This window comes from Klebsiella sp. D5A, assembly GCF_001620885.1.
GTDB classification, from domain to species: Bacteria; Pseudomonadota; Gammaproteobacteria; order Enterobacterales; family Enterobacteriaceae; genus Klebsiella; species Klebsiella variicola.
Genome location: NZ_LOAR01000004.1, coordinates 181,085 through 205,128 on the forward strand (window position 1 = coordinate 181,085; position 24,044 = coordinate 205,128).

Sequence of the window (24,044 nt, forward strand, 5' to 3'; positions counted from 1 at the left end):
CCATGATGGTATTTAAATCTGTATCAGCTACTGTTGAGTGTTAATATGCTCCATCTTTCTTCAAAACAACACCAATAGTTTTAAAAAGGATAGCGATATCATTCCACATGGACCAGTTTTTAACATACCATGCATCTAAATATACTCTTGTTTCATAGTCGACATCACTTCGCCCACTTACTTGCCATAAACCAGTCATTCCCGGCTTACTTAAAAGATAATAATCGACTTCTTCGTTGTATCTCTCTAATTCGGCTGTAATTATTGGTCTAGGCCCAACTAAACTCATCTCGCCTTTAAGAACATTAAACAATTGAGGTAATTCATCTAAACTAGTACGCCTTAAAACGCCACCGATCTTGGTTACTCTTGGATCATTCTTTAATTTAAATGTTTCATCCCACTCTTTTTTTGCCATAGGGTCTCGAATTAATAATTCCTCAAGAACTTCTTTTGAATTCATAACCATGGATCTAAATTTTAGGCATTTAAATGATACCCCGCCTTTCCCTATACGCTCATGACCATAAATTGCTGGTCCACCATCTTTTTTTACTTTTAGACTAATATAAAGTAATAATGGCGATAATATTATTATAATTGAAATAGAACCAATTATATCAAAAATTCGCTTAAGGATCCGAGAGGACAACTTTGCAAGGTTTTGTTGGACACGAAAAATCATGACTTCATGGCTGAAAATGAAAGACATATCAGTGCTATCAAGTGGCATACCCCGTAATGTTGGGATAACTGATACGTAGCGATATCCTTTTATCATAAAATTGCGTAACCAATTATTACGCATTTCACTTTGATTAGACTCTACTGCTACAATGAACTGCGTTTTTTTATCTACAGTCGACAACCAATCAGGATTGTTGGGTAATACTGGAATATTTCCAATAGTTTCTCCCTTTGGGACATCAGACTCCGATGATATATAACCAACAACTACTAAACCCAAGTTACGCTCACTATTTATCGCTTTATATGCCTCTTGAGCATTGGATCCATTTCCTATTATCCAAGTATCTCGTCTCCATAAGCCGAAAGAGTCAAGTATTCGCTTTGTTGTCATTCTCGCTAGCGGGAGTAACAACATTATGAAAACCCATGTTAGTACCCATATATATCTTGAAAATGTCCATGTGGTAAATGCCATCACTGCAATTTCTATTACAGCAAAAATGACTAATGTTCTCAAAATTTCTTTAAGTTCAAACCAAAATGTTTTTCGATAAAAATAGTGACGCAATCTCATCGAGTACCATGCAACACAACAGCAAGCTAAAAGCCAATGAAGTATTATCCAACTGTCTATTTCCTGGTGAGTAATAAATCTGTCATAATCCGTAATTGCTAACTTCAAAATACCTAACGAAATATATAATGATAGTACGAAACTGATAAAATCAGATAAAGCCAATGCTATACTGACTATAATATTTCTGACGAGAAGCGTCATATTCCCCTCTCTAATCATAAAAATGTTTAAATTTATTGAACTTATAATACAAAAACCCAAGAGCACTAAAACCTCATGCTCTTGGCAATCGCTTAAATATATTTATATGTCATTTTTTATCGGTATAGGAATAACCATAATGATTATAACCATAGCCATAATAGCTACTTGCCTTTTTGACAATACCATTCAAAATACATCCTTTGACATTAACACCGGTTTGTTCAAAACGCTTAACACTAATATCGATCTCTTTAGCGGTATTTAATTCAAATCTGGCAACTAATAATGTCGTGCCCGCATAATTACCTATAATTGCAGCATCTGTAACAGCCAAGATAGGTGGTGTGTCAAGTACTACTATATCATATCTTTCACTAGCCCAATTGAGCAATTCACCAAAGCGACGATGCATTAACAACTCAGCAGGATTAGGTGGTACAGCACCTCTAGATATATAATCAAAATTCGCCTGTTCTATAGCTCTAACAGCACCATTAATATCTGATTTACCAGACAAGATATCAGAAAGACCTTTATCATTTTTAACATTAAAAAGTTTGTGAGTATATCCTTTCCTCATATCTGTATCAATGAATATGACTTTTTTGCCAGTTTGGGCAATTATAGCTGCTAAATTAGAACTGACGAAAGTCTTACCTGCATTTGGGCTAGCACCAGATATCATCAGCACATTGTTACGAGCTTCCATCATCGCAAAATGCAAACTTGTCCTTAAACCTCGTATTGCCTCAATTGCAAGATCGGCGGGATTCTCTATCGCCAAGAAACTCTGACTTTGCTCAGAATTTCTGTTACCCCATCCTTTATCATTAACATTTTTTCTGGCGAATGCTTCTGCTACAGGTATACTAGCGTATACATTTATGCCAAGTTCTTCTAATTGTTCTGGCGTTTCAATCCCACGACGTAATAGAATTTTTATTAATACAATTCCAGCAGATACAACTATTCCCAAAAAAATCCCTATGAGGACAATTATTATTTTTTTAGGCTTTACAGGTTTTGGCTGTGTAACTGCATTATCAATAATACGAACATTTCCAATGGCACTTGATTTTGCAATATTTAATTCTTGTTGCCTATTCAACAACTGCATATATACAGCTCTACCGGATTCAACATCCCGACTTAATCGAAGTATTTCCTGCTGTGTTTCCGGCATTGCACTAACGCGTTTGTTAAGTTTAAGTTTCTCATCCTGTAAAGTTTTTCTTTTTTCCATCAACGCCTTATAAGTAGGATGTTCCTTAGTATAAAGCTGTGATATTTCTGACTCACGGAATGTTAGTTCATTTAATTGATTATCGACATTTACAATTTGATCAAGAACAGACTTTGCTTCAAGCGATAAATCTACTGAATCACTTTGTCTCCGATATTGATTAAGTTTGTCTTCCGCCTGATCTAAATCACTGCGGACTTGGGGTAACTGTTTACTTAAAAAATCTAAACTTTTCGCATCTTGAGCGGCCTGTCTTGCAATATTTTGAGCTAAATAATTCTCACTAATGCTATCCACAATTTGTTCTATTAACTGTGGGTTATCACCTGTCATAGATATTGTTAGTATGCCAGTATCTTTGCCTTGGTCATTTACTGCCAGTTTTTCTTGTAAGTCTGTTATTGCTTTTAAACGACTTACATATGTTATAATAAACTGAGTATTAGGAATTGCATCTATCGCATCAACTTTAAGAGAAATCCCCTTCTCATCCAATAATTCCCCAACTTTGCCTTCAATTTCAAAATCATCATTTGATATAATGTAATGATTCGAATCTTTTACTGTCAATAGTAAGTCAGATTCGTCCTTTCCATTATCAGGCAAATACAAGCGAGAAATTCTTACAATACCACTTTTTGCCCCAGATAAGCGTGAAAACCCTCTACCAATTAAAGGGAAGTATTTCTGCTTAATACGCGTTTGTAAATTAAGATCATCAACTGTTTTCCCTAGTATCATTCTGGATTGCAGTAATGCTATTTCGGGGGCGGATTGTGGTTGACTATCCGGCAACATTTGACTCAAATTACTAAGAATTGCATTTGCTTGTTTCTGCTCGACCTGTATTAATGCATCAGCCTGATATATCGGTGTTGCGAAAACAGCATACAGCAATGCTAAAAGAGTGAAAAGTGAGGTCACAGAAATAATAAGCTTTCGATGATCTATAAATTCACCGATCAGGCGTCCTAAATCAATCTCATCTTTTTCTTTAAGGGAATTCTTGTTTATAACTGATGGCATGCGTCTATTCCTGAATTATGCATTTAATTTTTGGGCCCAAAGCATTCCAGCCTGTTCAATAAGTTTATAGACAGATACAAATGCCTCATCACTTTTTCGATATGGGTCTGGAATATCACGCTGATTCATCCAGTGAGCGAAAAGCATGGTTTTTCCGCGCAATTCTGGACCACTATGGCATACCTGCTCGATATGGTGTTTTTCCATAACCAAAATTAAATCATATTGTCTCCCAAGTGTCTGGGTAAACTGTTTACCTCGATGGCCATCTAAAGAAAGACCATGGCTTTCAGAAATTCTTATTGCACTATCATCGGCAGCATGATCAATTAAAGCGTTTGTACCCGCTGAATCTATCTTTTTATTTGGCAATAATGTCCTCAGCAAACGCTCGCCGATCGGCGAACGACAGATATTTCCCGTACAAACAACAAGTATCGAATCAAACATAATCACATATCCTTAACGTACTTCACAGTTTCTGTAATATCATGAACCCCTGTGATTGTAGGAACTAATTGTGATATTACACGATTCCAGCGAACCAATGGTGCTGTAGTGACGTATACAATATCATAAGGTTGTAATTGGAATTCAGTACCAAGCACCATGGCTGAAGCATCTTGAGCATTCAATTGATAAATATTTGCAATTTTACCGGTCTTATCATTTTTTAATTGGCGTATTACAAAAACACCTGTTGCATCGCTGAAAGCTTGAGACATACCTTCAGCATTACCCAATGCTTCAGCAAGAGTCATGCCACTTCGATCCATCTTCATCGTGCTCTGCTTACCGACTTCACCCATCACAAAAACTTTAAGATCATCATTACGAGGAACAAAAAGGATGTCTCCTGGATAGAGCATATGGTTTTGCGTTAAGTCGCCCTTTTGCATTAATGCATATAATGAGATTTTAGTATCTTTACCATTATGGGTTAGAACAACATTTCGCCAATCTGCATCCGGTGCCAGCCCACCAGCAGCATTGATCGCATCCATGACTGTTAACGGAATATTAGTAATTGGTTGCTGGCCTGACTTAGCAACCTCTCCTGTAACATACACTTTTTGCGAGCGGAATGAGGCAATACTAACATCAACTTGTGGGCTTTCAATATAAGTGGTCAAACGGCTCGCAATATCCTGACGCACCTGAGCGAGTGTTTTACCCGCTACCTGTACCTTACCAATATAAGGATAGAAAATGGTACCGTCTGAATTAACCCAGTTACCGGTGTCGCTGGCACTACGGTACTGGCCTGCAGGTGTGGTTAGTTCCGGGTGATCCCAAACAGTAACCATCAATACATCGCCCACTCCAATGCGATATTCATAACTTCGGAGCAAACTATCTAATTGAGGGTTAGAACGTGCCAGTACGCTTTCCGGGCGCAGTTTATCGATCAAGCCAGGTGTCATTGGGTACACATTGACCAGCTTATCCAGATCGTAATCGCTGTCCGGCAGCTCAACTACGTTCTTGCGCAGACTGTTTAATCCCTGACCAGGGATGATTGTACAACCCGATAAAAAACCAATCGCCAATGCTAATGCCGAAAATCTAACAAGTTTTTTCTTCATAATGTCACATCATCAGTAAATCAAAATTTGCCAATTCCTGAGCAGCTGTCATAGCCGTTGCTTCCCTGCCGGCTTATGGAGAGAGAAAAGCTGACTGCATCCTGCAGCGCTACCACCCTCCCTCCCCTGTTTTCAGCATTCAGCCTTATAAACTAAACGGTATCTCTATCCCTGCGCTGGCCCCAACGTCATCGCTGTCGCTGTTGTTAGCGTTGGTGTACCACAGTGAGGTATTCAAACGGACCGACTGATAAACATCCCCGCTCCAACCGAGCTGTACACCTTTCAAGGTATCAGCATGAGGGAATGCTTTATTGATCGACTGATTCTCTGGGTTAACCTTTGCATATACCAAACGCGTGCTCCAGCGCTGGTTATCCTCCGTAATAAGCTCAACCTTACCGGCAACGAGTTGACCATCCCCTCCCATTGCGTCACCCAGCGGATAACCCTGCTGATAGTAGCCATCCTTATAGATATGATGCGTATAACTGTAATTGGTCCGGCTCATATTGCTGCGCGTGTCATGTGCTTCCACGTACCAGTTAACAGCATCCTTACCCCAGCCGTGGTGCCCTTCGATCCCGCCGAGGAACATATTTGCCGAAGGTAGAAAACCCGACTCATCCTCGCCGATCATCTGTCCGAAGAAGCTCACCGGCCAGCCCAGGGTCGGCTCTAGTTTGAACTTAAAGTCAAAACCGGCCAGTTGATTGCCCGGTTCATTGGGATCATTCGCGGCAGTATTATCCTTGCCTGTTAAACCGTCCCAGAAGTTGCTAAGTGATTCAGGACGCCCTTCCCCGCCCCACTGCATAATACGCGACGCACCTAATTCTAATGACTGGAACGGCGTGAAGGTAAAACGTCCGCCGATAATTTTGGCATGAGGCACAGCGGTATATTGATTCATCTGGCTGGCGGAGATCTGGTACTGCCATGGCCCCACCCAGCGTAACCACCAGGTCTCTGGCGCCGCCTGCTCTGCCCGCTGCATCAGGAAGCCGGTCATCGGCCGCATCGCATCCCCGCGGATCAGGCTTCCTTCATAGCCCGGTCCCCACCACTGCGGAACCTGACCAAAGGAGAGCCACTGGTTCCAGAATTTCACCGCACCGTAGGCACCGTTGGCGTTGAAACGCGATCCGTTGCTGATCCGCTCCCCCCCTTCGACGTTACCCTGGAGGTGGACATCCCACCATTCTCCGCTGTTGTTAAACGCCAGGCCTAACGAGTTATCTGCCGGCTGTGTCTGACCAAACCCCTGCGGAGTGCCCGGCTGATCGGTTGAGGTATAGCCGGTGACCCGAAAATCGGCTTTTAAAGCAGACAGTCGCTGATTGATACGGGCCAGCACCACTTGCTCAGAAGAATAGGACGGTTTAGCTTTTTTTAGCGCCCGGGCGATCTCTTCCTGGCTCAGCGGCCAGGTCGACAGGCTCAGATGGATGACCCCGCGATCGGAAAGCCAGGCAAGGTCATTTCGCAGATCGTTATCATTTACTACTAACCCGGCCGCGTAAGCCTGGGCTCCCAGTGAGGAAAGCAAGCCCAGCGTCACGGCAATGCGCGCAATTTTTATCATTGTACAAGATCCATTTTCAGCCCCGCTGTCGTATCTCAATGAGAATGAGGGGAATACCAAGATAGAAAGCGCTCGCGGCACCAGCTGACTTCACTGTGCAACACCGTCGAGGCAAGTACAGTTACCCTAAGCTGCTCGTAATCCTTATCTCATCCACCCAGCTCACAATGTAGGCGAATTTTACCGTACAGGCTATCGATGAGACAGGAAAGTTGGTGTACAGGCGATATCAGCAGCTGCTCCTGACCCCTTTATGAAGATATCTGATAAGCACGATAGATATCTTATGGCGTTAATCACCTGGAGTGCATCGATTTTTATAGCCGTTCAGAGAAGGTATTTTGCACAGCAGCAGGTGGTTTCAGCGACGCTACCGCCCCTGGCTTAACAGCTACCAGCGCACTGACTACCTGAACGGCGTATTTAATCGGCCTGTGGGTGATAAATTGATCAGGCCTTTATTTTTTGCGGCGTTAAGTCTACGGGATTTCGGTCACAATTGGGAGTCTTGCTACCGAATATCTGCCAATTAATCCCATCCGCTGTTTTATTGGCGAAAAATAAGCGGCTCGCCAATTAAGATTATTTATTGCTCTTATACTATCAAACATCTGCCTGGCACCGCCATGACGGCACAGACATAGATAACTCTTTGTAAATACGGATCTTTTCCATCATGCTTACGTCATTCCAAAATCAGATGATGACGCTATAGTCAACTACAATTTCTAATAGTTTCTCGATTCAGGATTATTCATCCAACGTGGAACAGGTGCTTTCTGAACGCATTTAAGAAACGTCTGACCAAAGCTATATCCACGCAAATTGACAATAACAATGTAGTAGCACTGCATTATTTCATAAATATGAATTATCAATTGACTGGCATATAGTAGATTATTTTCTTATTTGTCTAATTAACCGGCGAAAACTCAATTTCCCCTGTAAAACAAATGGCGATTACCAAGCCTGCTTATGCAGATCAGTTCGAGTAAAAGGTTTATCCAGCGGCCCCACCGCGGTGGCGATTTGCCCCAGCAGGGACTGAGTCGGCGCTTTATTGCCGCTATGCAACAGGATAAGCGGGACCATCACCAGGCATGCGACACCGCCCCATGAGATATTCACGCTTTCCGGATCAGAGGTACGTTTTTGCAACACCAGGAACAAAGCGCTGCCAGCAGCGCCGAGCAGCAGGCCAGCGATCACTTCCGAGACGGAATGCGCATGGATGACCAGCCGTGAATACCCCACCACAGCGGCCAGAATATAGCCGGTGGCAACGGCTGCTTTTTGCAAACCCGCGGAAAAACGCGCGCTAAGCAGCCACAGGAAGATAGGCCAGAAGGCCGCGGAGAGCGCTGAGTGGCCGCTAAAGCCGGTGTAATCCAGCTCGCGAATGCCCAGACCCCAGCCCATAAAGGCCAGTTTGGAGGCGCAGACGATGGCGCCGGTGATGCCGAACAGCAAACTCCACTGCCACGCCAGCAACCGCGACGTTTTACGCAGCATCAGGACAATAAACAGCGCCGCTGCGCTGGGCAGCAAAACGGTGCTATCGCCAAAAAATGAGATGAGTTGCCAGTTCATATACCTGTGATCCTTCGATGATGTCCACTGCCGTGCTCAGGGATTATCCGTAATGTCTGTACCAGCTCGCATGCCAATTCATTTCACATTTTTATGCATGCAAGTGAGATGTTTAAAGCGGAAACATGATCGCAGTCAAGTTTTATTTTTGGCTGACGTTGACCGCTTTCCCTGCGCTTTAAGAATTGTCGCACTAAGTGACTATTCACAAAGCATTATTGCCGCTACTCCGACCATTGCACCACAGAGGCCAGAGACAAACTACCAGAAGTCTCCGAACCCATACGTTTCTTTACAATCGTTATAACATTCGCGTTATGAATAATTTCTGCATAACGTTATGAGCGGCGTGGCGAAATACCCCTGGCCTGCCGCCCCCCCTTACGCCGGCGCTCAGGCCAGCAGTTTTTTAATGCTTTCGCGGAATTTGGTACCTTCTTTCAGGTTACGCATCCCGTAGGTGACGAAGGCCTGCATGTAGCCCATTTTTTTACCGCAGTCATAGCTTTCGCCGGTCATCAGCATCGCGTCAACGGACTGCTTCTTCGCCAGTTCGGCAATGGCGTCGGTTAGCTGGATACGGCCCCAGGCGCCCGGCTGGGTTCGTTCAAGTTCAGCCCAGATATCTGCCGACAACACGTAGCGGCCCACCGCCATCAGGTCGGAGTCCAGGGTCTGCGGTTCGTCCGGTTTTTCAATGAACTCGACAATACGCGCCACCTGCCCTTCGGCCACCATTGGCTCTTTGGTCTGGATAACGGAGTATTCGGAGAGATCGCCCGGCATGCGTTTCGCCAGCACCTGACTGCGGCCGGTCTCGTTAAAACGGGCGACCATGGCAGCGAGGTTATAGCGCAGCGGGTCCGCAGTGCCGCCATCGAGAATGATATCCGGCAGCACCACCACAAACGGGTTGTCCCCGACTACCGGGCGGGCGCAGAGGATGGAGTGGCCCAGACCCAGCGGCTGTGCCTGGCGCACGTTCATGATGGTTACGCCCGGCGGGCAAATGGCCTGGACTTCCGCCAGCAGCTGGCGCTTCACGCGCTGCTCAAGCAGGGCTTCCAGCTCGTAGGAGGTATCAAAGTGGTTTTCCACCGCATTCTTCGAGGAGTGCGTCACCAGGACAATCTCTTTGATCCCGGCGGCGACGATTTCGTCAACAATGTACTGAATCATTGGCTTATCAACGATCGGCAGCATCTCCTTTGGAATTGCCTTTGTGGCCGGCAGCATATGCATGCCTAGTCCTGCGACCGGAATAACCGCTTTCAAATTCGCCATATTCATTTTCACCTGTTTGGTTGCAAAACACGCAGTTTTGCAAAATTGTACATGTCACAAATCCATTGGAACTGATAATACACGGATACTGCCCGGGCATCTGCCCGCCAAATTCTTAAATTCACTGTCACCTAAAAGAATACACACAACTTCCTTTTTCCAACAGTTTGAAGTGAGAATAATCTTATTCTCCATCAGGATATTCAGCGGCCCGCTTCCCTGCACAGCGCGATGTCGCCGCGAGGCCCCTACACCGCGGCCTTTGGTACGCAGCCCTTGCCAGCTGCAGGCTGCGGCGCCCATGTGTGCGGAAAGAATAGATATAGTTAATTAATTTCGCCAGGCAATATATTTCAGCACAAACAGCCAGATATGGCAGGATAATAACCGTAAACCACGGCAGAGAACTGCGATCGGCACTATTCTGCGCTCACTTCATGATGTGAATTATGCCGATTTTGTGAGCGGGCTTCGCACTTCACCCTAGGATGAGGAAGGGTGCCTACCGTGGAGAACGACGGGACTGCCCGCGCTTTTGCGCCGGGCAGAACGCAGCGGGTTATGGTTCTGATATCAGCAAGCTTATTCCAGCGCGTTCCGCCATATTGTTATTTTTCCGCTGATCTTTTCTGGAACATAATTCTTTTCTGTTCTCTTAATTTGCTGGAAATATATCCACCCCTGGCGGAGTGATATCCGCGTCGTTATTGCATTTTAGACTCATCTTATCCATGATCGTGGTAACACATACCGCAGTCGTACAGGTTTTAATACATATGGAATGGATTGCCGATCCGTCAATCTGGGCAGGTCTCGTCACGCTGGTGGTTATCGAACTGGTGTTGGGTATCGATAACCTGGTTTTCATCGCTATCCTCGCCGAAAAGCTGCCGCCCGCCCAGCGCGACCGCGCTCGTATCACCGGTCTGCTGCTGGCGATGGTCATGCGTCTGCTGCTGCTGGCCTCTATCTCCTGGCTGGTGACCCTGACCAAACCGCTGATTGTTTTTCACGACTTCAGCTTCAGCGCCCGCGATTTAATTATGCTGTTCGGCGGCTTATTCCTGCTGTTTAAAGCCACTGTCGAACTCAACGAACGGCTGGAGGGGAAGGACAGCGATAATCCCACCCAGCGCAGAGGGGCGAAATTCTGGGCCGTGGTGGCGCAGATCGTGGTGCTCGACGCCATCTTTTCGCTCGACTCGGTGATCACTGCCGTCGGCATGGTCGACCACCTGGCGGTGATGATGGCCGCGGTGATCATCGCCATCAGCCTGATGCTGATGGCCAGCAAGGCGCTAACGCGCTTCGTTAACAGCCACCCGACCATTGTCATCCTCTGTCTGAGCTTCCTGCTGATGATCGGCTTCAGCCTGATTGCTGAAGGCTTCAGCTTTATTATTCCGAAAGGCTATCTGTACGCGGCAATTGGCTTCTCGGTCATGATTGAAGCCCTTAATCAGCTGGCGCTGTTTAACCGCCGTCGCTTCCTGTCGGCCAATATGACGCTGCGTCAGCGCACCACCGAGGCGGTGATGAACCTGCTGAGCGGCCAGAAGGAAAAAGCTGAACTGGATGCTGACACGGCGTCGCTGGTAGCCGATCAGGACCATCATCCTTTGTTTAATCCGCAGGAACGGTTGATGATTGAGCGGGTGCTGAACCTTAATCAGCGCAGCGTCAGCAGTATTATGACGTCACGCCATGATATCGAGCGCATCAACCTCAGCGCACCGGAGGAAGAGATCCGCAGCCTGGTGGAGAAAAATCAGCACACCCGGCTGGTGGTGACCGGCGGGAAAGATAATGAAGACCTGCTGGGAGTGGTTCACGTTATTGACCTGCTCCAGCAGTCCCTGCGCCAGGAGCCGCTGGATCTGCAGGTGCTGGTGCGCCAGCCGTTGGTCTTTCCGGAGGGGTTACCGCTCCTCTCCGCGCTTGAGCAGTTCCGTCAGGCCCGCACCCACTTCGCCTTTGTGGTCGATGAGTTTGGTTCCGTCGAGGGGATTGTGACCCTGAGCGACGTGATGGAGACTATCGCCGGTAATCTGCCTAACGAGGTGGAGGAGATCGACGCCCGGCATGATATTCAGCATCATCAGGACGGTTCGTGGACGGTTAACGGCCATATGCCGCTGGAGGATCTGGTGCAGTACGTTCCGCTGCCGCTGGATGATAAACGGGAGTACCACACCGTCGCCGGTCTGCTGATGGAGTATCTGCAGCATGTGCCGCAGGTGGGGGAGACTATTGAGATTGACGGCTATACCCTGCGCACGCTGCAGGTCGACAGCCATCGGGTGCAAAAGGTGCAGATCGTCCCGCCGGTAAAGCAGGATGAGCTGGATTATGAGGTGTAATCGTCAGGCATAAAACGGCCCGGGGTATCCCGGGCGGTGGGATGGATAATCAAACCCATGCCTGATGGCGCTTCGCTTATCAGGCCTACGGGATGGCAATGCAGACCGGGGTATTACCCCCAGCGCACAACCCAGGCCGGGTCAGGCGTAGCCGCCACCCGGCATCAACATGACATCACACGTTGACGACATTCTCGCATCACGGGGAATTGATGCTCTACAGCTGCCACAGTGCCTGATGGCGCTTTGCTTATCAGGCCTACGGGATGGCGACATAAACCGGGGAATAACCCCCAGCGCATAACCCAGGCCGGGTCAGGCGCAGCCGCCACACGGCATCATCGTGACATTACACGTTGACGACATTCTCTCATCACGGAGAATTGATGCTCTACAGCTGCCACATTGCCTGATGGCGCTTCGCTTATCAGGCCTACGGGATAGCGACGCAAACCGGGGGATTACCCCCAGCGCACAACCCAGGCCGGGTCAGGCGTAGCCGCCACCCGGCATCAACGTGGCACACCCTCTGACGACAATCTCACAGCCCGGAAGGCCCGGGCCGCGGTGGTGGAGATTACAGCTTATCAAGCAGCTTTTTGGCGTCTTTGCTCTCTTTGCTGCCTTTATTACGCTCAACCCAGTCGTTGAGGCGCTGCTTCGCTTCATCCTGTAGCTGTTTGCGCAGGATCTGATCGACCTGCAGGCTGTAGCTCAGCGACTGCCAGTCGCCGTAGATGCGCAGCGGGATGGCGGTCTGTTTCAGGCGGTCGATAAGTTTGCCCTCCCCTTTCCAGCCGCCGAGCACGCGCACGTTAAAGCGCATATCGCAGTTCTCTTTCTGCAGATCAAGCTGACCTTCGCCGGTCATCGCCATCACGTCGGACTGCCCCTGCAGGCGGTTCAGCGTCACCACCCCGTTATCCAGCGTCAACTGGCTGCTCACGGAATCCAGGCGGGTGGCATTGTCGTAATTCTCCTGCGCCCGCACGTTGGTGCTGCGCTCTACGGCCTGCTGCACCAGCTGCTGGAAATTCAGCCCCTCGGTACGGGTATCGGCCATCTGCAGCTGGGCCTGCCCCTGCCAGTGACGGCGGAAATCATCCGCGTCAATGCGCGTTCCGGAAAACTCGCCGGTCAGCGACAGCTTGCCGGTCAGGTTTAATGAATAGTTAAAGGCTTTGATCAGCGAACCGATCTCCACATTCTGCAGCGCCGGCTGGAACGCCGCCTGCGGCGTGTCGCCACGGGCATCCAGAGTGCCGGGGAGAGAGAGCTGCCCGCCGTCGAGGTTGCCCTGCATTTTGCTGACCGTCAGCAGCCCCTGCTGGTTGCTGATTTCGCTCTGCACCTGGGTGAAGTTCAGGCCGCGCCACTGCAACTGGTCGGCGCTCAGGGCCATCCGGCCGTTAAAGCCGCGCAGGCTCTGGTAATCTTCGCGCTCATCGCTGTCGGCGATCACCGGACGCAGCGGTCGCGTCTGGCTCTGGCCCTGCTGGCTGGCGCTGCTGTCGGTCGCTGGCGAGGAGGGCGCCAGCAGGCTGTCGAGATTCAGGGTGGTCGCGTGGAGATCCAGCGACCAGTCCGGGCGATCCCCCAGCACCACGCTGCCGTTGCCGGTAAGGGTACTGCCGCTGGCCATCAGATTCAGGTTGTCAAAGCGCAGAGTTTTGCCATCTTCCTGCCAGCTGGCCTGCAGACTGCCCTGGCCATTAATGCCATCAGGGGGCAGCTCGGCGCCGCGAAGCTGCCAGCTTAGCTGGCTAAAGTCGGCTTTTAAGGAGTGGGGATAGTCACCGCCCTGCACGGTAGCGGAGAAGCTCAACGCCAGGTCGCGCTGGTCGCGGTTGATCCGGCCGGAGAAGTCGACGGTGGCCCGGTGATTCTCATCCTGCTCCATTTGCAGGCGGATATCACGCACAGTGACCTGCTCGCCGTTCTCATGCTGGAAGAAGAGCACGCTGTCGGCCACCTGCAGCTGGCGCACGTCGTAGGACCACCCGCGGTCCTCCGGAGCCTGCGGCAGGGTGTTGTCATGCGGCACCACCGGCGCAGTGCTATCGCGAACCGCTTCGGTTTTCGGGGTCAGCTGGATCACCGCTCCCTTGAGCATCACCTGCTTCACCTGCAGCTGGTGCGACAGCAACGGCAGCAGCGCCACGTCGAGGCGCATGTTGTCGGCGCGGATCACCGGCTCTTCGGCGCCCCGGGCGGTCAGCGTCATGCGTCCGCTGAGAATGCTGAGCTGCGGCCAGACGTGCCAGCGCAGCGGGCCATCGAGTTCAAGCTGATAACCGCTGCGCTCTGCCACCTCATGCACCATATAGGCGCGAAAATCGTTGGGATTGACCAGCAATACCAACGAGGTAAGCCCGGCGACAATGACCGCCAGCAGGATCATCAGCGTTGTCAGTATTCGTCTCATGGCACCCTCAGCAACACCCCGTTGACGTTATCAATCCTTGTCGATTCGGCTCGCCACCGCGCCCTGCTGGTCGCGATATTTGGCGTCTTCACGGCGGTTATACGGCCGGGCCGCCGGGCCCGATAATGGCTCAAAGCTTAGCGCGCCGATAGGCATTCCCGGGCGCAGCGCCAGCGGCAGTTTGCCGGAGTTGTAGAACTCAAGCACGATGCAGCCGGACCAGCCCGGGTCGATGCGGTGCGCGGTAACGTGCACCATCAGCCCCAGCCGCGCCAGTGAGGAGCGTCCGTCCAGCCAGCCCACCAGATCGGCAGGCAGGGTGACTGACTCATAGGTCACCGCCAGCGCCAGTTCGCCCGGATGCAGGAAAAAGGCCTCCCCTTCCGGCAGGACAATCTCTTCGCTCATCACGCGGTCCAGCGCGGCGCTGACCTCGGCCTTCGGACCGCTTAAATCGATAAACGGCGCCGTGTGGCCGCGGAAGGTGCGGAATTTATTACCCAGCCGTACATCAACCGTCGCGCCATTAATACGCTCAACGGGTGGGCGCGGATTGATGGCGAGTCGCCCTTCATCCAACCAGGCTTCGATATCTCGGTCACACAGACGCATGGGCTTTCTCCTTATAAGGCTGCTTCCCGCACGCTTCGCGGCGGAGAGGGCAACAGGGCTACTCTTTGCACGTTACACAATTCGGCCAGGTTATTCAAAGAACTGACTGATTTTGGCCTTCAGAATATCAATCGCGATGCGGTTTTTGCCGCCGCGCGGCACGATGATGTCGGCATACTGCTTCGACGGTTCAATAAACTGCAGGAACATCGGGCGCACAGTCTTCTGGTACTGGGCCATCACCGAGTCCATGGAGCGGCCGCGCTCGTTAACGTCGCGCTTAATACGGCGCATCAGGCAAATATCGAGCGGGGTGTCGACGAAAATAGAGAAGTTAAGCTCGTTACGCAGGCGCGCGTCGGTCAGCAGCAGGATCCCTTCAAGAATGATCACCTTCTTCGGCTCGACGTGAATGGTGTTCGGCGTGCGGGTATGCTCGACGTAGCTATAGACCGGCAGTTCAATCGGCTGGCCGCTTTTCAGCATCTGCAGGTGCTGGAACAACAGACTGTGGTCCATTGAGCTCGGGTGGTCATAGTTGGTTTTGACGCGCTCTTCCATCGACAGATGACTTTGATCTTTGTAATAGCTGTCTTCCGGAATGACGCCAATATGTTCGTCGCCAACTTGTTCACGCAATTCGCGATAGAGAGTACTGGCAATAAGACTTTTGCCAGAAGCCGATGCGCCGGCGATACCTACAATGACGCACTGATGGGACATATCAGTCATAAATTTTTGCGACCTGATTAACCTGGATAGAGATGGAGGGTGGCGGCGGACCGCCAAACGCGGCAATTATAGGGATTTCAGCGTCCCGATACCAGTGGTATGCGCCCCGGACGGCTATTCCGCCGCCGGGATCCAGTCATCGGTATACCAGATATGCAACAGCGCATACGATCGCATCGGCTGCCAGCGACGGGCATAGCGAGCGATGGCGGCCGGGGTCATTCCCGGAAAGCGCTGTTTAATCAGGTAATCATCCGGCAAAAAGATATCTTTCGCCTGCCAGCCGCGCAGAGCAAAGTAGTTTGCCGTCCAGCGGCCAATCCCGGGCAGGCTCTGCAGTTGACGCAGCCCGGCGTCGATGTCCGCTGGCGCCGTCAGGGGCAGCTCGCCGCTGAGCGCCGCCCGGGCGAGGTGGATCAGCGCCTCCGCACGCCGAAGCGGCATTCCCAGCGCCTTCAGCGCCTGCGGGTCGGCCCGGGACAGCGCCTCTGGCGTCGGGAACAACACATAGCCGGGCGCCTCCGCCAGCGGTTCGCCCCAGCCAGCCGCCACTTTGGCAGTGAGCCGGGCGGCCATCGCCACGCTCACCAGCTGGCCCAGCACCGCCCGCACCGCCTGTTCGAAGGCATCCAGCGCCCCCGGCAGGCGCAGCCCCGGCCGCGCCTGGGCCAGAAAGCCCAACGCCCCGGCGACCTGCCGCGGGTCGCAGGCTAAATCAAACAGCTGGCCAATTCGCGCATAGCAGATCTCCGCCACCGGTTGCAGCCCCGGGGAGAGGGTCACCCGCAGGCCCTGCGCCTCCTCGTCCGGCGCCAGATGAATCAGCCCGCGATGCCCTTCAACGCCAAAGCTGCGACTATAGCCTCCTTCATCAAAGCGCTCGACGCCGGCGACGGCACGCGCCTGCAGAAAACCAACCATCCACGCCCAGTCATAAGGCGGGGTCCAGGGTAACAGCTCCATAAGCTCTCCTTTATATAGCGTTTCAATGATAGTCGCCCTTGACCGTCAGCGCCTTGCTTTTAAATTCCAGTTGTCGGCTTGGCGACGATCCGCTAAAGTCGCCCCCCTTCTTCACCGGCATGGGGATTTTGCAGACGATGTTTATTGGTTTTGACTACGGCACCGCCAACTGTTCGGTGGCCGTGATGCGGGAAAACACCCCTCAGCTGTTGACACTGGAAAACGGCAGCGCGCTGCTGCCCTCGATGCTCTGCGCGCCAACGCGCGAAGCGGTCAGCGAGTGGCTCTATCGCCATCATGACGTCCCCACCCACAGCGATGAAAACCAGGCGCTGCTGCGCCGGGCCATTGCCGCCAACCGCGACGAAGACATCGAGGTGCTGCGCAACAGCGTGCAGTTCGGTCTCGCCTCGCTGCATCAGTATGTTGAAGATCCGGAAGAGGTCTACTTCGTTAAATCGCCAAAATCCTTCCTCGGCGCCAGCGGGCTGAAGCCGCAGCAGGTGGCCCTGTTTGAAGACCTGGTCTGCGCCATGATGCTGCACATCAAACTGCAGGCTGAGAGCCAGCTGCCCGAGCAGATCGACCAGGCGGTGATTGGCCGGCCGATTAACTTCCAGGGCCTCGGCGGCGACGACGCGAACGCCCAGGCGCAGGGGATCCTTGAGCGGGCGGCTCTCCGCGCCGGTTTCCGCGATGTGGTCTTCCAGTTTGAACCGGTTGCCGCCGGGCTCGATTTCGAAGCGACCCTCAATGAAGAAAAACGGGTGCTGGTCGTCGATATCGGCGGTGGGACCACCGACTGTTCCTTGCTATTGATGGGCCCGCAGTGGCGGGAGCGCGCCGACCGCCAGCAGAGCCTGCTCGGCCACAGCGGCTGCCGCATCGGCGGCAACGACCTCGACATTGCCCTGGCCTTCAAATGCCTGATGCCCCTCCTCGGCATGGGCGGCGAAACGGAGAAAGGCACCGCGCTGCCGATCCTCCCGTGGTGGAACGCGGTGGCCATCAACGACGTGCCGGCGCAGAGCGATTTCTACAGCACCACCAACGGCCGTCTGCTTAACGATCTGCTGCGCAGCGCCCGGGATGCCGACAAGGTGGCTCTGCTGCTGAAGGTCTGGCGCCAGCGTCTCAGCTATCGTCTGGTGCGCAGCGCCGAAGAGAGCAAAATCGCCCTCTCCAGCGCCGCCAGCGTCGAAACCGCGCTGCCGTTTATTCAGGACGAGCTGGCCACCGCCATCGCCCAGCAGGGTCTGGAAGCCGCGCTGGATCAACCGTTGACCCGCATTATGGAACAGGTGCAGCTCGCGCTCGACAGCAGCCAGACCACCCCGGATGTGATCTATCTTACCGGCGGCAGCGCCCGCTCGCCGCTGATCAAAAAGGCGCTGACCGCCCAGCTGCCGGGTATTCCGCTGGCCGGTGGCGATGATTTTGGCTCGGTAACCGCCGGGCTGGCCCGCTGGGCGCAGGTGGTTTTCCGCTAACCCCAGCCCACCGCCGCCGCGCAGCAGGTCTGTCCTGATCCTGCCGATGCAGATTACGCTGGAATATTCCTGGTCTCCCACGCAAAATGGCCTGTTCGTCCGGACAGGCCTGTCCACTCTTCCCCACTTCCGGGGGCGTATTATCCATACCGTAGCCAGATGTCTGCGGTCTGTATCGTTGGCATGCCGCAAGGGGGCGTGATTGAAAAGGGTGTCTGCGATCTTCGCAGCGGTCCGGCGTTGCCGGCCGCGGTTCCTGGCAGGCTGGCTGCTCAGCTGTGGATTACTCTTGCTGCTGGTCGCCCCGCAGGCGCAGGCGGTGACGCGCCAGGTGGGCATTGATATCCCGGTCCAGTGGTACGCGGACGCCAGCGGCCAGATGACCATCGATCGCTTCGCCGCCCTGCCCACAGACCAGCTCGCCACCACCCGGCAGATCCCCTCCTTTGGTTATTCGCGAAAAACCTGGTGGCTGCGCAGCGAGCTGCCGGGAACGTGGTTTGCCGGGGAGCCGCGCTGGCTGCAGCTGGGCCCCTCTTTTGTCGACCATCTGACCATTTACTACCGGCCTCTGGGCAGCGATGCCCCCTGGGAACAGCGCACCTTTGGCGACCGCGACGTCGCCCGCGAGAGCGACCTGCACTACCGGGAAAGCGTGCTGATTATCCCCCCGCCGCCAACCGCCGCTGGCTATGAGGTGGTCTTTCGCCTGCAGAGCACCAGCACCCTGATCCTGCTGGCCTCGCTCTCTTCGCCGCAGGAATTTGTACAACGGGCGACCGCCGACACCGCTTTCTGGAGCTTCTATTTCGGCCTGGCCGCCGTCGCCAGCGGCGTGGCGCTGTGGCTGGCGCTGGCCCTGCGCCGGCGTCTGCTGTGGGGCATCTGTCTTTTCTCGCTCAATTATCCGCTGGTGGCCGCCCTGCACGGCTTCCCGGAGTGGTTTTTCGGCCACGCGGCGCTGCCGTTCCAGGACTTCATGATCAGCAGCCTCTCCCTGTTCAGCTATGCTACCGCCCTCTGGCTGCACAGCGAGATTTTTGATTTGAAGAAGAATATGCCGCGGCTTCATCAACTACTGATCGCCGCGGTGGTCCTCAACCTGGTGCTGCAGGTCAGTATTCCGCTCGGGTTTTACGGCTTCGCGATGCAGATTGAAGGGGTGATCTTCATCATTATCACCCCGGTGCTGCTGTTCACCTCCTGGTGGCTGTGGCGCAAAAAAGCCATCGACCGTAACACCCTGCTGCTGGGTCTGCTGCCGCCGTTCTACGTCGCCGCCGCGGTGCTGGTGCAGTTGTCTATCCACGGGATAATCCCGTTCCATATGGCGATCTATTCCCTCTGGCAGTATGCGCTGATCGTCCACATCATTACGGTGCTGATCATTGCCATCCTGCGGGTGCGCGCTGAAAACCGCCAGCTGGAGCAGAAGCAGCGCCTGGCGCGTGAGCTGCAGATTGAGCGTGAAGCCAGCTTCCATCAGCGACAGTTTATGGGCATGGTAGCGCACGAATTCCGCACGCCGCTGGCGGTGATCCAGGCAGCGCTGGAAAATCTCCGCCTCTCGGCCGCCTCGGCCAGCCAGGAGGCGCGCTTCGATCGCATCGGGCGCGCCGCCACCCGTCTGGTGCAGCTCACCGATAACTGCCTTGCCGACGCCCGGCTCGCCTCACACGACCTGCACGTCGATCGCCAGCAGACCGCCCTGCTGTCGGTGATCAACATGGCCGCCTCGGTGGTGGCCATCTCCCACGACCATTACCTGAACATCCGCCATCACGGCGCGGTGGAAAGCCCGCAACTGCAGGCCGATGCCGGCCTGCTGTGCATCGCCATCGCCAATCTGCTGGATAACGCGGTGAAGTATTCGCCCCCCGGTGAAATCGCCATCGATATCCGCTCCGAAGCCGGGCATACCGAGCTGCGCATTCGCGACCACGGCCCGGGCCTGCCCGACGGGCAAGCGGAACTGATCTTTGAGCGCTACCGCCGCGGCGAGCACACGTCGCCGGTGCCGGGCGGCACCGGTCTCGGACTGTATGTTGCACGTCAGATCGTGCAGGCTCATGATGGCAAACTGTGGCTGGCCGAGCATGGCCCGGACGGCTGCACCTTTATTCTCACCCTCCCCACGGTTGCTTAAGAGGAGAACGACGTATGGCTTTACGGCTGGCGATAATTGAAGATAACGCCGATCTGTTGGATGAACTGCTGGCCTGGCTGGGCTATCGCGGCTTCGAGGTGTGGGGCTCGCGCAGCGCCGAATCCTTCTGGCGACAACTGCACAGCCATCCGGTGGACATCGTGCTGATTGATATCGGCCTGCCCGGGGAAGATGGCTTCAGCGTGCTGAGCTACCTGCATGAGCTGGGGCATTACGGTCTGGTGGTGGTCAGCGCCCGCGGCCAGCAGCAGGATAAACTGCAGGCGCTCAGTCTTGGGGCCGATGCTTACCTGATTAAGCCGGTTAACTTCGCCCACCTTGCGGAGACCCTCACCGCCCTTGGCGCCCGCCTGCAGCAGGATCGACCCGCCGCCCTTCCATCGGAGGCGCCCGGCACCGCGTCATCCGCCGCCACCGGACTGTGGCGTCTGCATGAGGATAAACTGATTTCTCCCGATGCCCGGACGCTGGAGTTAACCCAGCAGGAGTACCGTCTGGTGGAGCTGTTAATGCGCAATCGCAACGAGGTGTGCAGCAAGCTGGACCTCCATGCCTGCCTGTTTTCCCACGACAGCGAGCCTGACCTGCACCGCATCGACGTGGTGATTAGCCGCCTGCGCCATAAGGCGCGCCAGCAAGGGATCCACCTGCCCGTACGAGCGATCTTTGGCAAAGGACTGGCGTTTATTTCCTGATCGAAAGCGCGATCTGGCCGCTGCGCGGGGTGTGAATAACTCGCAAGTGTTAATTTTTCTCATTTTCTGAGAGAAATGAGAGGAATGAGACTGACGACGCGCTTAAGAACTTTCTTATAGTGCTAGCACATCAGGATGATGTCGTATGATTTTCAGTGGACAGGAAAACATATAACAAAACGTAATAGCCGTTCGCGGTAAATTCTGACACCATGCAGCACAAATAAGGTAAAAACGATGGCCATGCAAACGTGGTTAATATTATTGCTATGCATATTTTTCTTCAGCATCTCTGTATACAGTTTTATTTCCTATCTAAAAGACAGGAGACGGCAGAAGTTTACGTTTAACGATAAGCGTTCGACGCGTCGTAAATAATTCACTTTATAATAATTAAAAACGATTACAGGTACGTTTATAAAATCAACACACCGCATACGCCCGGAGGATTTGTCACAGCATGGCGTTATGTTTTGCATAAGGAAATAACGCCATGAGAAACATTAATGTCACCATCAATACCCGCAACACCTTTGTACGTGAATCGCTGGTGGCCATGGTTAATGATCTCTCCCGGGACGAGATGCGGGCCCGTTTCTCCTGGCGCAATAACGACCTGTCAGACGAAGATATTATTATATGCGAAGTGATCCCTGGTGAAATCTATCTGTGCAATACCCTGATTAAAAACAGAAAAAAAGGCAGCTCCCTGATTATCCTCCACAGCTACGACCAGCTGCCGGAAGACGATTTCATGATTAATTGCCTGAAAGGAGTCATTTTTGTCTCGCTGAAAACGGCCAGTATTCCACAGCTGCTGGCGATCATTAAAAGCGAACTACAGCATTGTATGGACCCGTCGGCCACTGACGCCACGAGCCGGGAACTGAGCTGCGCCAGCTGCCCGCATCGTGTCCTGTCGCGGTCGCAGACCGCTGTGGTGCACGGTATTCTTGAAGGGCTGGACATGAGTAAAATCGCCGCCCTGCAGCGCGTCAGTCCCCGCACCGCCGCTTACCATAAGAATAAGATTATGGAAAAATACAGCCTGAATAATAATCACGACTTTTTCCAGTTTATGAATCTGTTACGTGAGCGCTGGTAGGCAAATAGCGAACAGAAGAGAATAAGATATTCCCGTAGTGATATTGTCTGGAATCCGAAAATAGCCGCAGGATGCTAAAAAAGCGCCAGCGCTGCCGAACATAACGTTAAACTCTGACGCTTCCTCGGTATAAAGACGTTACCGCGCGTTTTTATATAAGAAAAAAGACTAGTTACGAGGAAAACTGATACTTCGTCACATTACCCCTGACGTGCCTGTCAGGGGTCTTTTTTTCCGTGCGGAATGGCGCCCTCTGTGAAAGGGCGCAGCAGGATCAGGCTTCCGCTTTCTCGGCTTCCCAGTCCGGCTGTGCTTCCTCGTCGGTCAGCAGACCTTCGTTTTTCGACAGCATGGCGGTGGCGATGCCGTTACCCAACACGTTGATGGCGGAGCGCCCCATGTCGAGGAAATGGTCGATACCCATCAGCAGCAGGATCCCGGCAACCGGAATATTGAAGCTGGGGATCGTGGCCGCCAGCACCACCAGCGCCGAGCGCGGCACCCCGGCGATGCCTTTCGAGGCCAGCATCAGGGTCAGCATCATGACCGTAATCTCGCTAAAGCTCAGCGGTACGTTATAGGCCTGGGCGATAAACATCGCGGCGAAGGAGCAGTAGACCATCGAGCCCACGAGGTTGAACGAGTAGCCAATGGGCAGGACGAACGAGACGATATTGCGCGAGCAGCCAAACTTCACCAGCCGCTCAAGAGTCTTCGGATAGGCCGCTTCGGAGCTGCTGGTGGTAAACGCGACCAGCACCGGGTCCTTCAGCATGTTCAGCAGACGGAAGACCTCTTTCTTCAGCACCATATAACCAACGGCAATCAGCACCGCGCTGGTCAACAGCACCGCCAGGTAGTAACCGCCGATGAACGAAGCGTAGTTGAGCAAGATCCCCAGCCCCTGGGAGGCAATCACCGACGAAATGGCGGCGAAGATAGCCAGCGGCGCAACGTACATCACGTAGCCCGTCACCTTCAGCATAATGTGCGACACCACATTGAGGGCCGCCACCAGCGGGGCATTAAACTTCTCGCCCAGCGACGCGCCGGCGATGCCAAAGAACATCGAGAACACCACAATCTGCAGGATCTCGTTGTTGGCCATCGCCTCGGTGATGCTGGTGGGGATGGTATGCGACAGGAATCCTTTCAGGCTCATGCCGCTGACCGCCAGGCCGGTATCCACCGCCTCTTTCGGCACCGCCAGGTTTAACCCGGCGCCCGGGTGCTGGAAGGTGACGATCACCAGCCCGACGAGAATGGATAATACCGAGGAGGTGATGAACCACACCATCGCCTTCCCGCCTACCCGGCCAATGGTCGCCGTCTCGCCGAGACGCATAATGCCGACCGTCAGGGTGCTGAACACCAACGGCGCGATGACCATTTTGATCAACCGCAGAAACAGATCGGTCAGCAGCGTAATGTTGTCCGCCCAGGCGGAGATGGTGGTCGGCGTCGCGTAGGCATGGATAGCCGCGCCGGAGAGGATCCCCATCAGCATAAAAATGACGATGAAGAGCGTGAGTTTGTTTGCGTTCGCCACAACAATGACCCCTGATTATTTAACACGTTGATTTTTAAGTGCATATGTTATTATTATGAAAATGCACTGATTTATTCACCGCATAAATCTAATTAAAGCCCTCCCGGATACAACTATTTTTTACTTTTTTAAACTAAAAGTTGATATCACCCCGGAAATCT

General features: G+C 52.8%; 17 protein-coding genes and 2 pseudogenes. 7 read left to right on the forward strand and 12 right to left on the reverse strand.

Features of this window, described 5'->3' with window-relative positions; translation table 11 throughout:
- Positions 1 to 40: 40 nt before the first annotated feature.
- From wbaP to AS136_RS06815, 5 genes are all read right to left on the reverse strand, one after another.
- Entirely contained in the window at positions 41 to 1,468 is a 1,428-nt protein-coding gene (wbaP, locus tag AS136_RS06795; RefSeq protein WP_032736199.1) for an undecaprenyl-phosphate galactose phosphotransferase WbaP, read from the reverse strand.
- Positions 1,469 to 1,577: 109 nt separating this feature from the next.
- Positions 1,578 to 3,740, reverse strand: a complete 2,163-nt coding sequence (locus AS136_RS06800; RefSeq protein WP_063266720.1) for a polysaccharide biosynthesis tyrosine autokinase — start codon at positions 3,738 to 3,740, stop codon at positions 1,578 to 1,580.
- 15 nt (positions 3,741 to 3,755) lie between these two features.
- Positions 3,756 to 4,190 carry an arsenate reductase/protein-tyrosine-phosphatase family protein gene (locus AS136_RS06805; protein WP_022631322.1) on the reverse strand — a complete coding sequence of 145 codons (435 nt, stop codon included), beginning with the start codon at positions 4,188 to 4,190 and terminating at the stop codon, positions 3,756 to 3,758.
- A 2-nt stretch (positions 4,191 to 4,192) separates the two neighbouring features.
- Entirely contained in the window at positions 4,193 to 5,326 is a 1,134-nt protein-coding gene (locus tag AS136_RS06810) for a polysaccharide export protein (protein WP_032736007.1), read from the reverse strand.
- 145 nt (positions 5,327 to 5,471) lie between these two features.
- Positions 5,472 to 6,911, reverse strand: a complete 1,440-nt coding sequence (locus AS136_RS06815) for a capsule assembly Wzi family protein (protein ID WP_063266721.1) — start codon at positions 6,909 to 6,911, stop codon at positions 5,472 to 5,474.
- Between the two features lie 286 nt (positions 6,912 to 7,197).
- Between AS136_RS06815 and AS136_RS29325 the strand changes: the two are divergent.
- Positions 7,198 to 7,325, forward strand: a pseudogene (locus tag AS136_RS29325) (hypothetical protein).
- Between the two features lie 546 nt (positions 7,326 to 7,871).
- On the opposite strand, the gene AS136_RS06820 reads toward AS136_RS29325, so the two are convergent.
- Positions 7,872 to 8,501 (reverse strand): phosphatase PAP2 family protein, encoded by a 630-nt coding sequence (locus AS136_RS06820; protein ID WP_063266722.1) that lies wholly within the window; start codon positions 8,499 to 8,501, stop codon positions 7,872 to 7,874.
- 315 nt (positions 8,502 to 8,816) lie between these two features.
- Positions 8,817 to 9,791, reverse strand: a pseudogene (gene galF / locus AS136_RS06825) (GalU regulator GalF).
- 770 nt (positions 9,792 to 10,561) lie between these two features.
- Between galF and AS136_RS06830 the strand changes: the two are divergent.
- A complete protein-coding gene (locus tag AS136_RS06830; protein WP_012967582.1) occupies positions 10,562 to 12,145 on the forward strand; it encodes a TerC family protein in 1,584 nt (527 codons plus the stop codon).
- 577 nt (positions 12,146 to 12,722) lie between these two features.
- Here AS136_RS06830 and asmA read toward each other — a convergent pair.
- The 4 genes from asmA to alkA form a co-directional block, all read right to left on the reverse strand.
- Complete coding sequence (gene asmA / locus AS136_RS06835; RefSeq protein ID WP_063266723.1) at positions 12,723 to 14,570, reverse strand: outer membrane assembly protein AsmA; 1,848 nt, start codon at positions 14,568 to 14,570, stop codon at positions 12,723 to 12,725.
- 30 nt (positions 14,571 to 14,600) lie between these two features.
- Positions 14,601 to 15,182: a dCTP deaminase gene (gene dcd, locus AS136_RS06840; protein ID WP_004151145.1), complete on the reverse strand. Its 582-nt coding sequence runs from the start codon at positions 15,180 to 15,182 to the stop codon at positions 14,601 to 14,603.
- 90 nt (positions 15,183 to 15,272) lie between these two features.
- Positions 15,273 to 15,914, reverse strand: a complete 642-nt coding sequence (gene udk / locus AS136_RS06845; protein ID WP_002912442.1) for a uridine kinase — start codon at positions 15,912 to 15,914, stop codon at positions 15,273 to 15,275.
- 114 nt (positions 15,915 to 16,028) lie between these two features.
- Complete coding sequence (alkA, locus tag AS136_RS06850) at positions 16,029 to 16,877, reverse strand: DNA-3-methyladenine glycosylase 2 (protein WP_063266724.1); 849 nt, start codon at positions 16,875 to 16,877, stop codon at positions 16,029 to 16,031.
- Positions 16,878 to 17,014: 137 nt separating this feature from the next.
- Here alkA and yegD point away from each other — a divergent pair, with 137 nt between their 5' ends.
- The 5 genes from yegD to AS136_RS06870 all read left to right on the forward strand — a co-directional run bounded on the left by yegD (position 17,015) and on the right by AS136_RS06870 (position 22,334).
- The gene (yegD, locus tag AS136_RS06855) at positions 17,015 to 18,367 is read left to right on the forward strand and encodes a molecular chaperone (RefSeq protein WP_063266725.1); all 1,353 of its coding nucleotides are present in this window, start codon (positions 17,015 to 17,017) and stop codon (positions 18,365 to 18,367) included.
- Positions 18,368 to 18,656: 289 nt separating this feature from the next.
- Positions 18,657 to 20,513: a sensor histidine kinase gene (locus AS136_RS06860; RefSeq protein WP_023340519.1), complete on the forward strand. Its 1,857-nt coding sequence runs from the start codon at positions 18,657 to 18,659 to the stop codon at positions 20,511 to 20,513.
- A 14-nt stretch (positions 20,514 to 20,527) separates the two neighbouring features.
- Complete coding sequence (locus AS136_RS06865) at positions 20,528 to 21,229, forward strand: response regulator transcription factor (protein ID WP_046881734.1); 702 nt, start codon at positions 20,528 to 20,530, stop codon at positions 21,227 to 21,229.
- Positions 21,230 to 21,466: 237 nt separating this feature from the next.
- Positions 21,467 to 21,607: a small membrane protein gene (locus AS136_RS28130; protein WP_046621842.1), complete on the forward strand. Its 141-nt coding sequence runs from the start codon at positions 21,467 to 21,469 to the stop codon at positions 21,605 to 21,607.
- A 115-nt stretch (positions 21,608 to 21,722) separates the two neighbouring features.
- Entirely contained in the window at positions 21,723 to 22,334 is a 612-nt protein-coding gene (locus AS136_RS06870) for a helix-turn-helix transcriptional regulator (protein ID WP_023297970.1), read from the forward strand.
- A 274-nt stretch (positions 22,335 to 22,608) separates the two neighbouring features.
- Here AS136_RS06870 and AS136_RS06875 read toward each other — a convergent pair whose 3' ends face one another.
- A complete protein-coding gene (locus tag AS136_RS06875) occupies positions 22,609 to 23,883 on the reverse strand; it encodes a dicarboxylate/amino acid:cation symporter (RefSeq protein WP_008804082.1) in 1,275 nt (424 codons plus the stop codon).
- Positions 23,884 to 24,044 lie beyond the last annotated feature (161 nt).